Annotated in this window: 13 protein-coding genes; 4 read left to right on the plus strand and 9 right to left on the minus strand. The window is 62.3% G+C overall.

Annotation, left to right across the window (positions count from 1 at the left end):
* Positions 1-89 precede the first annotated feature (89 nt).
* Positions 90-869 carry an HpcH/HpaI aldolase family protein gene (locus K1X11_RS11840; protein WP_221031975.1) on the plus strand — a complete coding sequence of 260 codons (780 nt, stop codon included), beginning with the start codon at positions 90-92 and terminating at the stop codon, positions 867-869.
* Positions 866-1,588, plus strand: coding sequence for an SGNH/GDSL hydrolase family protein (locus K1X11_RS11845; RefSeq protein ID WP_221031974.1), 723 nt, complete (start codon positions 866-868; stop codon positions 1,586-1,588). Before K1X11_RS11840 ends, K1X11_RS11845 begins: the two co-directional genes overlap by 4 nt.
* On the opposite strand, the gene K1X11_RS11850 is transcribed toward K1X11_RS11845, so the two are convergent.
* From K1X11_RS11850 to K1X11_RS11875, 6 genes are all read right to left on the minus strand, one after another.
* Entirely contained in the window at positions 1,578-3,161 is a 1,584-nt protein-coding gene (locus K1X11_RS11850; RefSeq protein ID WP_221031973.1) for an arylsulfatase, read from the minus strand. The two genes, K1X11_RS11845 and K1X11_RS11850, sit on opposite strands and share 11 nt — an antisense overlap.
* Before the next feature lie 24 nt (positions 3,162-3,185).
* Positions 3,186-4,793, minus strand: coding sequence for a hypothetical protein (locus K1X11_RS11855; protein WP_221031972.1), 1,608 nt, complete (start codon positions 4,791-4,793; stop codon positions 3,186-3,188).
* Positions 4,790-6,355, minus strand: coding sequence for a hypothetical protein (locus tag K1X11_RS11860; protein ID WP_221031971.1), 1,566 nt, complete (start codon positions 6,353-6,355; stop codon positions 4,790-4,792). The genes K1X11_RS11855 and K1X11_RS11860 overlap by 4 nt, the downstream gene beginning before the upstream one ends.
* Before the next feature lie 123 nt (positions 6,356-6,478).
* Complete coding sequence (locus tag K1X11_RS11865) at positions 6,479-8,731, minus strand: TonB-dependent siderophore receptor (RefSeq protein ID WP_221031970.1); 2,253 nt, start codon at positions 8,729-8,731, stop codon at positions 6,479-6,481.
* 170 nt (positions 8,732-8,901) lie between these two features.
* Positions 8,902-9,978, minus strand: a complete 1,077-nt coding sequence (locus K1X11_RS11870; RefSeq protein WP_221031969.1) for a threonine synthase — start codon at positions 9,976-9,978, stop codon at positions 8,902-8,904.
* On the minus strand, positions 9,975-11,096 hold the full coding sequence (locus K1X11_RS11875) for a DUF4432 family protein (RefSeq protein WP_221031968.1): 1,122 nt from the start codon (positions 11,094-11,096) through the stop codon (positions 9,975-9,977). Before K1X11_RS11875 ends, K1X11_RS11870 begins: the two co-directional genes overlap by 4 nt.
* On the opposite strand from K1X11_RS11875, the gene K1X11_RS11880 reads away from it, so the two are divergent.
* Positions 11,095-12,063, plus strand: a complete 969-nt coding sequence (locus K1X11_RS11880; protein WP_221031967.1) for a succinylglutamate desuccinylase/aspartoacylase family protein — start codon at positions 11,095-11,097, stop codon at positions 12,061-12,063. The two genes, K1X11_RS11875 and K1X11_RS11880, sit on opposite strands and share 2 nt — an antisense overlap.
* Positions 12,064-12,079: 16 nt before the next feature.
* Here the strand turns inward: K1X11_RS11880 and K1X11_RS11885 are convergent, their stop codons facing one another.
* On the minus strand, positions 12,080-12,805 hold the full coding sequence (locus tag K1X11_RS11885) for an SDR family NAD(P)-dependent oxidoreductase (RefSeq protein ID WP_221031966.1): 726 nt from the start codon (positions 12,803-12,805) through the stop codon (positions 12,080-12,082).
* Positions 12,806-13,028: 223 nt separating this feature from the next.
* Positions 13,029-13,931: a dihydrodipicolinate synthase family protein gene (locus K1X11_RS11890; RefSeq protein ID WP_225919573.1), complete on the minus strand. Its 903-nt coding sequence runs from the start codon at positions 13,929-13,931 to the stop codon at positions 13,029-13,031.
* Positions 13,932-13,990: 59 nt separating this feature from the next.
* Between K1X11_RS11890 and K1X11_RS11895 the strand changes: the two genes are divergently transcribed.
* The gene (locus K1X11_RS11895; protein WP_221031964.1) at positions 13,991-15,094 is read left to right on the plus strand and encodes a GntR family transcriptional regulator; all 1,104 of its coding nucleotides are present in this window, start codon (positions 13,991-13,993) and stop codon (positions 15,092-15,094) included.
* A gap of 83 nt (positions 15,095-15,177) precedes the next feature.
* Here the strand turns inward: K1X11_RS11895 and K1X11_RS11900 are convergent, their stop codons facing one another.
* Positions 15,178-16,092: a dihydrodipicolinate synthase family protein gene (locus K1X11_RS11900; protein ID WP_221031963.1), complete on the minus strand. Its 915-nt coding sequence runs from the start codon at positions 16,090-16,092 to the stop codon at positions 15,178-15,180.
* Positions 16,093-16,096 lie beyond the last annotated feature (4 nt).

A 16,096-nucleotide genomic window follows, 5' to 3' on the forward strand; every position in this document is an offset into this window, starting at 1 on the left:
GATGGTCATCAGCACCACGATGCTCCAACGTCACGCCAGCCCTGCCGCCCTCCCCCGATTCACCTTCCCCGTCCCATCCCCACCGACCTATGCGCCCTTCTTTGGCTCGTGCCCGACTTCTGCAGCAGCGTCCCGTTCGCATCGTCTGCATGTATTACCCCACCGCCATGCTGCCCGCCCACGCCGCCAAAGCCGGCTACGATGCGGTCTGGCTCGATACGGAGCACAACACCTGGGATCCCGGCGAACTCCGCCGCGTGATCCAGCTCCACCATCTCGCCAACATCGACTGCATCGTCCGCACCGGCAGCCGTGACCCTGCCACGCTTTACCACCTCCTCGAAGACGGCGCGACCGGCCTCATGGTGCCATTCGTGAACACCGCCGCCGATGCGGCCGCGCTGGTGCGGGCCACCCGCTTCCCGCCACTCGGGGAACGCGGCCTCGATGGCGCCAGCCTCGACAACCACTTTTATCTCAACGGCACCACCGACTATCCGGCTCAGGCCAACGCGCAGACCCTGCTCATCGCCCAAATCGAAACCCCCGAAGCCGTCGCCAACGTCGACGCCATTGCCGCCACCCCCGGCATCGACGGCCTCTTCATCGGCCCCGGTGATCTGTCGCTACGACTGGGCTGCCCGCTCGATTGGAACGAACCCGCCATGATCGCCGCCGAGGACGCCGTGGCTGCCGCCGCCAAGCAACACGGCATCGCGTGGGGCCGACCCGCTGGCAGCGCTGAGCAGATCACCGCCATCGCGGCCAAGGGCGCTCAACTCATCGCCCACGGCAGCGACTTCGGATCCGTGTTGGTGGGCCTGCAGCAAGGCGGCGCCACCCTGCAGTCGGCCTTGCCCGCATCATGAATCGGCGTCGCTTCGTCTGCACCGCTTTCGCGCTCGCTTGTGCTGTGTCCGCCATCCGCGCCACCCCATCACCGGAGCCAGCCTCGGCCGACCTTCCGGTCCTACAGGCTCGCCTCGCCGACACCACGTCCCCGCTCACCTGGGTCATCACCGGCGACTCCATCACCCAAGGTGCCAAGTGGCTCGGCCCGGCCCGCTCCTACGGGGAGTTGTTCTCCGAATTCGTGCGTTGGGATCTCGGCCGCCGTCGCGATTTTTTCATTAACACCGCCATCTCCGGCGAACGCACCGGCGGTTTGCTCGCCGACTTCGATTGGCGGGTCCGTCGCTTCCAACCCGATGTCGTCTCCCTGATGATCGGCATGAATGACGCCGTCGCCGGCGAGGCGGGCCGAGCCGACTTCGAGGCCAACCTGCGGACGCTGCTGACGCGTGTCCGTGACCTTGGCGCCATCCCGATTCTCCATCGCACCAACCCGATCGACGACGCCGCCGAGGGTGCCCGCACCCGCGCCGACTTGCCGGCCTACAACGCCATCATCGCCCGCGTCGCGGAGGATACCGACACGATCCTGATCGACCATTGGACGGACTGGATGCAACGCCGCCCCACCCTCGTCGAACGGCGCGCCTGGCTGGCGGATCCGATTCACCCGAACGCTGCCGGGCACGCTGCGTTTGCAGACGCTATGCGCTCCGAGCTCGGTCTCAACGAGTAGCGCCGACGCGATCCGCCCAGTGCTCCCACACCGCAGCCAGCGCCGCCGCTCGCGCGGGATAATGCTCCGCGAGATCCTTTGTCTCCGCACGGTCAGTATCTAAATCGTAGAGTTCCCAGCGCTGCTTACCGGCACCCCACACGAGCTTCCAGCGACCATCCCGCACCGCGCGATTACCCATCAGCTCCCAGCACAAAGGCTCCGCCCGCACGTCCGACTCCTCTCCCCGCCAAACCGGTAGGAGATCGCGTCCTGCCAACGGCGGAGCATCACGCTGCTCGGCCAATGAGCCGTAATCCGCCTGCGCCGCTGCCAGCAGCGTGGGCATGAGATCCACCACATGACCGAGGGTGGAACTTATGGTCCCCGGCACCAACTGCCCCGGCCAACGCACAATCATCGGGGTGCCGATGCCGCCTTCGTAGGTCCATACCTTGTGACGGCGAAACGGCGCGTTCTGCGCCCAACCCCAGGCTGGTCCCACAAACTCATAGCTGTCGACCGCGCCGATGCTGGAAGCCGCCGCATTGTAGGCCCGATAATCCGCCATGCGGGTCGCTTCCGGTAGACTGGCGCAGCCGCCGTTGTCGGAAAAGAACAGCACAATGGTGTTTTCTGCCTGCCCGGTTTCCTCCAACGCCGCCAGCACCTCCCCCACGCCGTGATCAAGCCGCTCGACCATCGCCGCATAGACTTCCATGCGCCGTTCCTCCAACTCGCGCTCCGCTGCGCTCAGTTCGGCCCAGGGCGTCACGGCGTAGTCGTAGCGAAAATCGCTGGTCTGCGGATCCGGGGCCGTGAGCGTCGTCGTATCCGGATCAACGATACCGAGTTCAACCTGCCGCGCAAAACGTCGCTCGCGCAACACCGCATATCCCGCGGCATAACGGCCGCGCTGCCGGGCAATGTCCGCCGCCGGTGCCTGCAGCGGAAAATGAGGCGCGGTATAGGCCAGGTTGACGAAAAACGGTCGTCCGGCCGCCACCGCCGCCCGGATCTGATCCGCCGCCTCCGCGGCAAAAGCGTCGGTCGTATAGAAGCCCTCCGGGAATTCCGTGATGGGCTGACCGTCGCGCACGAAGGGACGGAAATGACCGGGATGGCCGGTATAGAATTCCGGGTCCGGTTGCGCCGGGTCGAAGAAGTTGCAGGCCCCGCTGAGCACGCCGTAACTGTGCTCAAATCCACGGTCGATCGGCCTTCGCGGGGCTTCGTCGCCAAGATGCCATTTGCCGATCAGGCTGGTGGCGTAACCGGCGGCGCGCAGGGCTTCGGCCAAGGTCACCGTATTGGGCTGCAGCAACGGTCGCGTCGATTGCCGGGGATACTGTCCGGTGTAGACGGAGATGCGGGTGACGTTGCAGACCGCGTTGTTGTAGAACTGCGTGAAGCGCGTGCCGTCAGCGGCAAGTTGATCGAGATGCGGGGTCGCGATTTCGCCGCCGTAGGAACCGAGATCCGAGTAGCCCAGATCATCCGCGATGATCATGACAATGTTGGGCCGGGTCGGCTCAGCAGCCCGGGTCGTCAGCGCCGCGATTAGGAAACCGATCAGGAGGCACAGGGGTTTCATCGCGACGGTTTCGGCAGCTACGGCCTACGGTTGAAACTGATACGCGTAGAGGTCGGCATCGCTCAGCGCGAAGACGAGCCGCACCGACTGACCGGCCAACGCCGAGACATCACTCGAACCATTCCAACGCACCGCCCGATCCACCGTGTCGCCGAAGAGCGGTTCACAGTCTGCGAGCGCATAACCGGGCAGCGGCTTGCCGTCGGCATCTTGAATCTCGACCCGCACCGCACCGGCGGCCGAAGTCGCATAGTTCAGGGACAAGGAAGCGCCCGCAAACGTGATCGGCTTGGTGGTCAGGCTGCCGCCCGCCAAGGGCGCATGCAGCGACACAAACCCGTCGAGGCGCAGGGTGTAGCGGCGAAGCTCGCTGGAGTTGTCCGTCCAATAACTTTCGACCGCGTAGAGGGAGAGCTCGTTGGGCGCACCGGCGACAGCGGAGGCCGTTTCGACGACGTGCCAGGCCAGGTATTGCTGGCCATAGTGCCAGGTGCCCGGGCGCTCGATGCCGGGGCGCAGGAAGGCCTCGTCCCAACGTTTGAAGGAGACACCGTCGCGACCCGCGATGAGCAAACTGTCCGTGATCGCCGAGCCGTAGCGTTGCGATGCCATCGCCCGCATCACGCGGTGTTCCGCTTCCGGCAAATCGCGCAGGGCCGGTGTCCAGTTCTCGATCAGCGTCGCGTTGTCGACTTCGGCGGCATCCTGCCCCTCCGGCTGCTTGTATCCACGATCGATATACCGCGCGGGAAACCCGATCAGGATGTGCGGCGCACGGTAGTAGGGTTTGATCTGGTTGGTGTAGAGCTGCATCCGCGCGGTGTCGTCGTAGGCGAGATTCTGCTGGTTCTCCCAATGGATGAAATCGGTCGAGGTGGCGGTGCGGATTCCCCGCACGCCGCTGTAGCGGTGTTCGGCCGACTCTTCGTCGAAATAACGCCAGTAAGCGCGGTAGACCTCGTGCTCCGGATCCCAGAAAGCGAGGTTCTGCGAATCGAAGGCTCCGTCGGTCAGCACCGGCTCGGCGCTCATCGGCGACCAGTCCAAGCCGTCGGGTGACTGGTAGGCCAGCAAGCCGTGCGGTTCCTTGGTGAGGAAGAAGGCCTTGTAGCGGGCTTCCGGCGGAGCGGCCGGGTTCTCGTCTTTAAACACCGCGACATGGCCGGCGTTCACGTTCACGCCATCCTGCGGTCCGCTGACCATCACGATGCTGTTGGCGGTGGAGCCCTTGAACTCGTGCAGCCCGAGTGCCGGTTTGCGCCAGTGAATGCCGTCATCACTTTCTGCATACGCGGTGAACAAGGGATTGCGGGGCGCGTCACGGTGGGCTTCACCGAGCGGATTGATCTGCCAGGACTTGTAATACATCCGGTAGAGCTCCCCGTCCTGAAAGACGCTGTGGTAGCCACTGCCACTGCCCTCCCAGGGAGCGTCATGCACAATTGCGATCCCGCGGGGTTGCGGTTGATGCAGGCGGAGTGAAGCCTCGCCTTCCATCTGCGCAATGAGTGTGTCGTCCACAAACAACTCGCGCCGACCGCCGATATCCGTGGGTTCGGCGGCCTCAAGGGCCGGGGCGAAACCCGCTGCCAGCGTCAACGCGAAGGCCAGTGTGCCGTGGGCTCGCATCATTTGAATTGGTAAGCGTAGAGATCGGCGTCCTCGACGACGAAACGCAGGCGCACCGCCTTTCCGGCCAAGGTGGAAAGGTCGGCCCCTTCGCCCCAGGTGACGCGCCGTTCGATGGTGTCACCGAAGAGCGGTTCACAATCCTCGAGGGTAAAGCCGGGGATCGGCTCGCCGTTAGCATCCTGCAGCTCGACCCAGACCGTGCCGGCCGCGGAGGTGGAGTAGTTGAGCACCAGTTCACTGCCGCTGAAGGTGACGGACTTGGTGGTGAGTTCGCCGCCGGCCAAGGGTGCGTGCAGCGATACAAATCCGTCGAGGCGCAGGGTGTAGCGGCGAATCGCGCTGCCCTTGGCGCCGGTCCAATAAAACTCGGTGACGTAGAACGAGAGATCGTTCGGCGCACCGGCGATCGGCGACTTGGTTTCAACCATGTGCCAAGCGATCTCCTGCTGACCGTAACTCCAAGTGCCATCGCGTTCCATGCCCGGACGCAGGAACGCTTCGTTCCAGCGCTTGAAGGTCACCCCATCGCGGCTGGCCATGAAGAGTGAGTCAGTGAGCGCGGTGCCGAGCCGGGTGGCGCGGGAGGCGCGCCACTCGCGGTGCTCGGGATTGGGCAGCTCTCGCATATTGTCCGACCAACCGCGGTCGACGTAACGCATGGGGAATCCCATGAGGATGTGCGGGGCGCGATGGTAAGGCTTGATCGCGTTGGTGTAGAGGGCCTCTTCCGGGGAATCGACGTAGACCAGATCCTCCTGCTTTTCCCAATGAATGAAGTCTTGGGAAACGGCCGTGCGAATGGCACGCGTGCCGATGGGATTCATATCGCGATGCACGTAGGGATCCCCATCGTGGAAGAATCGCCAATAGGCGCGATATTCACCTTTGGCGGCATCCCAGAACGCTAGGTTTTGCGAATCAAAAGCACCGTCGGTGATCACCGGCTCATCGGCCATGGGCTCCCAGTGAATTGCATCGGCGGACTTGAAGGCGAGCAGACCACGCGGATCGCGGGAGCGCAGGATGGCTTTGTAGCGGGCGTCGGGCGTGGCGTCGGGATTATCGTCTTTGAAGAAGGCCGGATGGCCGGCATCGGCGTCGACCGCCCCCACGATGCCGCTCACGAGGACGATGTTGTTGGCCTTGGTGCCGGCGATCTCATGCAGGCCGAGGGCCGGCTTGCGCCAGTGAATGCCATCGTCGCTTTCGGCGTAGGCGGTGAGCAGCGGATTGCTGTCGGTGTTGGGCTCGTCGGGTCCGATCCACCGCTGCCATGCTTTGTAATACATGCGGTAGAGGTCCCCGTCCTGAAAGACGCTGTGGTAACCACTGCCCGCGCCTTCCCAAGGCTCGTCGTGCACAATCGAAATTTCCTGCGGCTGCGGCTGGTGGAGGCGGAGCTGCGCTTCACCGGAGACAGACTCGATCAGCGAGGTCTCCACAAAAAGCTCCCGCCGGGAACCGATGTCGGTGGCGGCGGAAACGCCGGTGGCCGCGATGGCCAAGGCAAAAGTGGGAGTCAGCCAGGAACGAAAACGTGAGTGCGACGAGGAACGGGTCATGAGCGAAGGATCAAAAGGTTGGCAGGGCGGAGAGATGCCGTGGCACGCCTCCAGAAGGTGACTAAAAAAGGGGGCGGACGGACCCTCTCCGTCCGCCCCCATCGCTTACTAACTACAGCACGACTACCAGCGGTAGGAAACCGTCAGTTTGGCGCGAAAGGTATCGGATGCCTGGACCAGACCGTTGGCCGCAGTTTGCACAATGTAGCGCTCGTCGGTCAGGTTGTTCAGGTTGAGTTGGGCGTCCCAGGTTTCGTTGAACGTGTAGCCCACGAAGGCATCGGCCAGCAGCGGACGATCAAGGATGAAGGCGCCGTAGCGCTTCTTGGATTCATCTTCGATACCGAGACCGGCGCGTAACCCGGAGAGCGGTCCTTCGGTCCAGGAATACTTGGCCAACAGGCTGATCTTTTCCGGCACGAAGGCGTTGGTCTGGCGAACGTAGTCCTCGCCTTCGTCATCGGCGATGGCGGAGTCACCGTTGAAATAGGTCAGGATGATGTCGGCGCGACCACCGGCGGTGTCCAACTGGAAGCCGAGGTCGGTTTCCCAACCGTCCGCAGAGTCTTTGGCCGACTGGATGAGGCCCATGTTGCCCGATTCCGGCAGAATGCCGAAGGTGCGGATGTTGGTCTGCTCCATTTCAAACGCGACCAGCGAACCGTAGATGCGCAGGTTCTCGGTGAGCTCGTGGTTAAACTTGAGACCCACTTCGCGCAGCTTGCCTTCGGAGTCCCGGAACGGTTCACCCAGCTGGTCGGATTGGTCGAAACGGTCGGTGAAACCCGGAGCGGCGGGGAAGACGTTCTGTGCATCGGTGGCGTAGATCGAGAGACTCGGGGTGATTTTGAAAACGACACCATACTTGTGCACCTTGAAGTTGGTGGGATCTGCGTGGGTCGTTTCACCCGTGATGAAGTTATCGGTGTAACCATCGGTCTCAAACCAACGCAGGCCGCCAACAAACGTCAGACGCTCGTCGAGGAACGAGATGTTTTCCTGGAAATAGTAGGAGAGATTGGTGTTGTGCGACTTGCGGCGCGTCGGCGAGCCCGTGACGCCAGCCGGCAGGTTAACGAAGTAGGCATCGTCGTTCGGGAACTGGGCGAACCAGGCGGCATCGGCCGTATAATCGGGATTCCGCGTGTCGAGGGTCGGCATGGTGAGCACGACCTGGTAGAACAAACCGTCGTTCACACTGCCATCGACACCCAGCGTGGAGTTGATCGTAACCCAATCGAGTTCGAACTCGTGCAGGTAGTCGATCTGGTAGCTGTGACTGTTGCTGGTGTTGTTGTTGCGCACGTCCTGCCGGTTCAACGTGTAGTTGTCGGCCTGCACGGAAATGCCACGGTTGTTGCGGCGACGGTCATCGTGGTGGGCGTAGTAGTAAGCCGCGCGCAAGTTGCTGTTCTCCGTCAACTGCGTCAGGAAAGTCACATCGATCGTCGAACTCTCCAACGGCCAAAAGGCATCCTGCGCGCGACCGGGTCGGAAGTCCGGCGTGGAGTTTTGATTGAACACGGCCGGAATCAGTCCGGAGACCGGATCGGGGGTCTGGGTGATATCGAGGAAGTCGTGCAGGTAGAGGTAGTCGTTGTTCTCCCAGTAGTAGCCATTGATGGTGAGGCTGGTGCCGTTCTTGTTATAAAAAGCGAGCGCACCACCGTAGAACTTCTGGTCCTCCCACTCCATCGCCTTGCCCCGAGGTTCGTCCGAATCGAGGTAGCCCAGAGTGACGCGATAGTTGACATCGAGATCGTCAAAACGGAGGAGCGGCCCGGAAACGTTGGTCTCCATGCGCACCGCTGACTGATCCGTGAACGATAGCTGGACCTCTCCCTGCGGCGTGGCGGTCGGTTGGCGGGTCACATAGTTCACCGTGCCACCGATACCGCCGTTGGAGCCGTTGAGCATCGCACCCGGTCCCTTCAGGACTTCCACCCGTTCCACATCGAAGAGCGGTGCTCCTTTGTTGGTGGCATTACGGAGGGCGCCATTGCGCAGCGGAGTCCCGGCGCGAAAGCCGCGGATGTTGACGTCGTCGTTGAAAGACTGGTTTTGGGTCACGCCGCTCACGCCATAACGCAGCACGTCGTGCACCGAGGTTGCGGCCAGATCCTCGATTTGTTGCAGGTTGATGATGCCCACGCTGGCGGGCAAATCGATGAGGTCCTGCGCCGAGCGGCTGCCGACCACCGTTTGTTGCGCCTGATAACCTTCGTCGTCACTGGTCGAGGTGACGAAGGGTGACATTTGAACCACATCGTCCGAGGTCTCGGAGGACGTGTTCGAGGAAGAGACCGCTTGAGCCTGGCCGTGATGAGCCGCGAGGAGGGATAGTGAAAGCACCCCCAGCTTGAGTCGTTTATTCATAGTTAGAACTACAGATGAGTATTCTTTGGTAGCAGATGAGTTGCGACGGAGGGGTTACGACGCCGTCGATGCCGCAGCAGACGGGAGCGCATGGTCACCGTCAAAGGGCACCGTCTGGTAACATTTCTTGCCCATCGCCGCTGCCGACGAAACCGCCCCGTCACCCCAACTCACTCCGAATTCGTCACTTTGGCTACGAAGTCCATCCAACCGCCCACCGTGGGCGTCTCGTCGACGCCAGTCATTCGCAATACCGAGCGTTCATCTTTGAACCCCGACCCTGTCACCAGGCAAACCACCGGCGCATGTGTATCCACATCCTCGTTACGAACGGCCTCGACCAGTCCCGTCAGCGCCACCGCGCCAGCCGGCTCACAAAAGACCCCCTCTTCCCGCGCCAACCGGGCCTGCATCGCCCACACCGCTACGTCACGGACCACATGTCCCTGCCCACCCGAAGCACGACAGGCTGCGATGACTTCGTTGCCATCCAGCACCGCACCAACCTGCAGACCACTGATCTGGGTCAACGAGTCCTGAGCTATCGCCTTAGTTTCGCCGCGACGCAAAGGCCCGGCAATGGTGTCGTTGCCTTCGGGTTGAACACAATGGACGGCCGCCCGCGCGCCCGCCGTCCGCAAACCACGGGCCACCGCGAGGGTCAGACCACCGCCGCCTGCCGGACTGAAAACTTCAAAGTTCCGATCCTGAAGCGCTGCCGCCAGTTCATGCCCCAGCGACTCCACCCCCGCCATGCCGTGTGGCGACAGGGCGTAGGCACTGACCTCCACCCCGCCATTCAAATCAGCGGCCAACTTCGCCAGCCCCTGCATCACCTCCTGCGTGACCGCCGGCGAGGTGCCGAAGCCGCGGATGCGCAAAAGGTCCGCCCCATAGGCCCGCATTTGCCGCAGTTTGCCTTCGGGGGCCCCCTCCACGATCGCCAGGTGGCAGCTGATTCCGGCCCGTGCGCAGTAGGCCGCGACAGCCGCACCGGTATTGCCGCTGGACGTGCCAAGACAGAGTCGTTTGCCCTGCTCTACCAGCCGGGAAACGGCCGCCACTGCAAAACGATCTTTGTAAGAGCCGGTGGGATTCGCGCCTTCGTATTTAAACCAAAGCTCCCGCAATCCCAAGGCCGGACCGATACTACGCGAGCGGATCAAAGGCGTATTGCCCTCCCCCATGGATAGAGCCGCCGGATTCCGTGCAGCTGATGCGATAGGTGGGTGTGATGAGTTCGTCATGTGGAATAGCGATCAATGCGGGCGTCACTCTCCCGCGAGACGAATGCAGTGGTAAGAGTTGTTGCGATGCTCTCGCCTCCATCAACAAACAGCACCTCATTCCCAGCGACCAGGTCATCAAATCGCCCCACCGGCGAGGTGCTCGGCTGTAAGGTAAGAATATGGCCTTCTCCCCACAGCGGGTAAGTGGGAATGCCGCCTGCTGAATTCCAGGACCAAGCATACGGAAAGCGTTCCGCATCCCACTCGAGCGCAAACCCCAGATTGCGGGCTTCGTTCCACACGCAGCCCCAACCCTCGCTCAAATGCGTCAGCTGCACCGAATGATCTCCGCCCGATCCGGCTGCCGGGACGACGCTGCAATCCCGCAGTGTGCCGTCCGCCCGCTCCGGCACCCAGGGCCATGCCCCACTGTATCCGGATTCCAATTGCAGAGCGTCAGGATCATCCGCCGCAAATACCCGCACGGTTTCCGCTGGGACCAGCAGCCGCGCTCCGTCCACCAGAGGTCCACCGAAGGTCGGATGTTGCAGCCACGCTACCGGCAAACGCAGCGAGGACCGGTTGTGGATCCGTTCCTCCCAGTGCATCCGCGGATCATCTCGCCGCACCGTAAGCTTGCGATGATAGGCGAGCGGCGTGCGCACCGAACGCCCGACCAGATGCACCCGCACCGCGTCCGTTTCGACCTCCAGCCCCACCACCTCCCACGGCAGACTGCGCAGTTCACCGTGGGTTCCAAGAGGAGCACCGAAGTAGGACCCGGCAAAAAAACCGTTCGGCAAGGATACATACCAACTACCGTCCATCACGTCGTAGAGATCACTGCCGCCAGCCATGGGCTGGTCCAGCGGACGCAGCCGCGGCGGGTGGCCATAGGGGTTGCGCCAGATCACATCGATCCCAGTCGCGCGATGCTCATAGCGCGTGATCGCGCCTCCTTTTTCCGGCCAGATTTCGACTTCAAAAAGTCCGTTCCGGAGCACCAGACGACGAGCCGCGCCATCGCCACTCCAAGTGGCCACTGGTTCGGCCCCCTGCCCAGTTCTCACACGTTGTCCTGCCGCGCTCGCGGCGGTCTGCTCAAGGTCAGCTTTGTTTTCGTCGTTTTTCATCATGTCCAATGTCGCTTCCAAAATTGGCTATTCCTTCAAGTCCCTCGGGCCCGGGTTCCATCACCATCGCTTCACCTCCGGCGACGTGGGGTTCGATGCCTGGATCTGGCGTGGCCAACCCGGCCCCGTCCTGGTGCTGAACGGCGGCACTCACGGCGACGAATACGAGGGGCCCACCCTGCTCCGCCAATGGATCGACAATTGGCGTCCCGGCGACCTGCGCGGCACGGTGGTCATGATTCCGGTGCTCAACGAGGGCGCATTCTTTGCCGGGGCCCGTTGCCACCCATTTGACAGTGCCAATCTCGCCCGCGCGTTTCCCGGTTCCGCCACCGGCACCGAAACCGCGCGTCTGGCCCACCTCTTCGAGTCCGCGGTGCTCGCGCAGGCGACGCACTACGTCGACCTGCACAGCGGTGGCAACGCCTACGAGCTGCATCCATGGGTTGGATACATGATTGCCGCCGGCAAGATCGACCGCGAACAGCGCGCCATGTCCGCGTGCTTTGATCGTTTCTGGTGTTGGGCCGCGCCCTTTCTGCCGGGCCGCACCTTGAGTGCCACCCACAAGCGCCGCATTCCCTCCATTTACGTCGAGTGTCGCGGGGCTGGCGGCGTTCGCCCGGAAGACTTGTCGGCGCTGGATCACGGATTGCACAACCTGCTCCGCCATCTGGGCTGCGTGGCCGGAGAAATCGGCCCGCTGGCCAAACAACGCTTCCGGAGTTCGCGGGATGCAGGTGAGGCTCACCTGCAGATTCACCATCCCGCCCCACACGACGGTCTGTTCGCATGCAACATCAACCTCGGTGAGTCGGTGCGGGCCGATCAACCGATCGGCTTGGTCTGGCCGTTGTCGGAAGGAGATCCGAGCGTCATTCGCGCCGAGCGGGCGGGCACCGTGGTCGCATGCCGCCGTCAACGCTCGGTGCGTCGGGGTGACGCGTTGTTCACCTTGGCCCCACTTTGAAACCATCGGCAGCCTTTCAACCGATCCAGCCGCCATCCACCAGCCAAGTGGTGGCGGTCACATACTTTGCCTGAGGACTACAGAGAAACGCGACCACCTCGCCGACGTCGCCGGGCTCGCCACTCCCCAACGGTGCACTGCCTGGTGCACCACCCGCCATTTGCTCGGATTCCGGGGTGCGAATGTCTCCCGGTGCCACCGCCACCACCCGGATCCCGTCCGCCGCCAATTCGGCCCCCATCGACTGAGCCAGCGACGAGACACCGGCTTTGGTCGCCGCATACAGCATGGCACCGCGCTGCGGCCTTATCGCGTTGACCGACGAAATGTGAATGATGACGCCTCCACCGGCGGCACGCAGGTGCGGTGCGGCGGCTTGGGAACAAAATACCGCTCCGCCCAAATTCACCCGCACCAGACGGTCGAAATCTGCGGCCCTTACCCCCTCCAGGGAACCAACCACCGCAGGCCCCGTGATTGCTGCGTTGTTCACGAGCACATCCAGCCCCCCGAGCTTCGCGACCGCCGCGTCGACAAAGTTTCGACACTGCTCTGGATCCCCCACATCGACCGGCAATGCCGCCACCCGCTCACCGTAGCGCTCAATCAACGGACGCGCGACCGCTGGCTCCGGCTGCCCGATCACGACTCGCGCACCACGTTTCAAAAACGTCTCGGTTATCGCACGGCCGATGTTCGTGGCACCGCCCGTGACGATGATGCGTTGGTCCGGGGAATTCATGGGGAAATGCAGGATCCGGTGCCAGGTTGAGGCAGCTCAACCGTGGTGTTGCACTCGAGTATGGCAGCATGCCGCTGATTCGGACCACCAAACAAAATTGGACAACTGGTCATATTATTTTACCAGCTTGGGGAGGTTCCCCTGTTCCGCCACCTGCCGCATCAAGGCGCAACTGACCCGCTCAGCCATGAATTTTTCGCTGCCGCAGTTTCGTCCGATCGATTCACGCCGACTCAGCAGTCAGCTGCTCGATAAACGCACGGCAATCATCGGTCAGCGGATAGCCCAGAAAAGAGGCCTCCGACGTAAAGAGCCCTCGACGCACCAAATAGTGTTTCAAGCCGGTCAACCAACACGTGATGGCGGAGCCGCCGTAGATGCCAAACAGCACCTGACGCATGGCTTCATCCTCGGCTCGCGCGGTCTCCAAGTCCCCCTCGACCCAGCGGGAGGCGATGCGGTGCATTTGCGCGGCAATCGCAATGGCACCACCAAACATCATGCCGGTGTAACCCGCTTCAAGGTATTCAAGACAGCGAAACTCGTCACCGTTGAAGAGCTGCAAATCGGGTCGCTCGCGGGCCACGGCCAACGCTTGTGCCCGTCGCTCCACGTTGCCCGAACTGTCTTTGACCAAACACACCTTCGGCAGGCGGTAGATCTCAGCCAATCGATCCACCGGCAGATGCACCGGCCGATGTTCGCCAAGGTCATAAACCCCCACCGGCAGTTCGCTGGCATCCACGGCACCCGCAAAAAAGTCGACGATGCGATCCGCCGTCGCATTCAGAAAGGTGGCCGGCGAACTTACGATCGCCACATCGGCTCCGGCGTCCGCCATCTGCCGGATATTGTCTCGCACTCGCGGAACGGAGTTATCCGAAACCTGCGCCGCCAGACACAACCGCCCGTTGGCCGCCTTGGCGGCCGTCTCGACCAAGCGACGACGCTCGACGTCGGGCAACCACGGTCCCTCACCGCACGTTCCACCGAGGAAAAGGCCGGCCATGCCCGACTGCACTGCGTCGTCAATCACGCGCGAAACCGCATCGGGGTCTACAGTCAGATCATTCGTCAACGGAGTGGGCACCGCGGACCAAAAAACGGGACGGGGGTTTTCAGGCATCACACATCAAGGTGCGCATTCACTTCTCTCAAACTAGCCGCAAGCACTGGTAACATATTATGATAAGCTCCCGCGTTCCGATCGAGATCCCGACCCGCCGCTCACTGTCTTCGCAAGCTGCAGCGGCGATTCGGAAAGCCATTCAAGAAGGAACCTGGGAGGAATTTCTACCGAGCGAGCGGCGCCTCTGCACCTTGTTTCAGGTGAGTCGACCAACGGTTCGCACCGCCCTGCACCTGCTGGCCAAGGAGGGGCTGATCGACATTCGCCAAGGACGTCGCAACCGACTGCTCAGCAAGCCCGCGCCGGAGGAGCGTTCCCGCAGTCAGCTGGTTGGATTCATTACGCATGAGCCTCTTTCGCACATGGGCACGCCTTTGCAACTCAGCATCGGCACCTTGCGGGCCCACCTCGCGGAACAGGGATTCCTCACCGAGGTGTTGGTTTGCCCGAGCGGCAGTGGGAAAAGTCAGCAGCGGAAGCTCGAGAGCTTTATCCGCCAGAACCGCATCTTCTGCTGTGTCATCATGTCGGTGAGCCGCGACCTGCAGGAATGGTTGGCGGAGAAAAACGTGCCCACGCTCGTGCTCGGCTCATGTCATCCTGAGGTCAGCCTGCCATCACTCGATATCGACTACCGCTCCGTCTGCCGCCATGCGGCCGGCGTGCTACTGAGCAAGGGCCATCGTCGCATGGCGTTGATCGTCCCCAACAGCGGCGTGGCTGGCGACCTCGCAAGCGAAGAGGGATTTAAGGAGGCGGTCGCCCAGCGCCCCAACGCCCAAAACGCCACCGCCTTGGTGGTGCGACACAACGGCTCCACCGCCAACATCATCACCAAACTCAACGGCCTGTTTAAATCCACCCGACCGCCCACGGCCCTATTGGTCGCCAAACCCCAGCATGTGTGGGTGGTCATCATCTACCTGCTCAAACGGGGGCTCGCCGTGCCGCAGGACGTCTCTCTGGTAGCACGCGACTACGACCGTATATTCGAAACCGTGAGCCCGCCGATCACCCACTACGGTTTTGCCGAAGCCACCTACGCGGAGCGACTCTCACGCCTCATGTTACAAATGGTGACCCAGGGCTACCTCTCCTCCGAACCCCTGCTCATCTTCCCCAAGTTCTTCCCCGGCCAAACCGTGCGCCGGCTGGACTGACTGTGTCCCCCCACTGCGCCTACGTCACGGAGTGCCCTCAGGCGAAACCGGGTTAGGGGCATCGCGGTCGTTCCGCCAGGCCTTCATCCCCTTGCCGAGGGCAAGAAGGTGCGGAATTTTTCGTAGTCTGCGTCGGTCGCACCGACATAGGGCGGCAGCAGGCGCAGCGGAAACTCGGGCAACGCACACCGCGCGATCATTTTGTCGAACGCACCATCGATATGCATCCCACCGGCCGCGATTTCACGAATCCCTCCACTGAGGAACTCCAAAGCCGGCAGCATCTGTTTTCGCCGGAAGGCATCGGCGCTGACGAAGTCCCGCGCGAAAGCAAAATCGACGGCAGCCAAGGATATCAGCAGTCCGACCTGCGGAGTGATTCGACGCGCGAGCTCGTAGCCAAATTCGGTGAAAAAGAACTTCAATCGCGGAGACATCGTCAGCAGATCCGCCACCACCGCCGGGTCCCGGGTGCTGGCCTTCACTCCAACCAAATTGGAATGCGCGTCCGCCACGCGGCGATACTCCACCGAGGTCAACAACCGACCACTTCGGCGCAGGTTGTAATGATGAAACTCGCAGTCGGGAAACCGCCCGCAGGTCTCCGCAAAAAACCGATCCAACTCGACATCGTTCAAAACGCCCCAAGCCGGCAGCGATAGTTGAAAGGTCCTACAGCCCAAATCCCGACCTTGCTCAATGCGTCCCTGAATGGTGGGCAGCGACAGCGAAATGATCCCAATCATGGGTTCCGCTCTGTGCTCCCGGCAGGCGCCCAAAAAGGTCTGCGATATCCGAGCATATTGCTGATCCGAAACCGCGTAACCTTCACCCGCGGTGCCGAAGATGTAGAGCTGCTTTGTCAGCCCCTTGGCCAACGTGGCCACCAGCTGGCGAAAACAGCCTTCGTCAAATTCTCCGTCACGGTTCCATGGAACCACCGCCGTGCCCAAGATGCCCCAAGTGTCGTCCGCGTTTTTCACTGCAGTTGTAGTCATAAGA

This window comes from Actomonas aquatica, from assembly GCF_019679435.2.
Classification (GTDB): Bacteria; Verrucomicrobiota; Verrucomicrobiia; order Opitutales; family Opitutaceae; genus Actomonas; species Actomonas aquatica.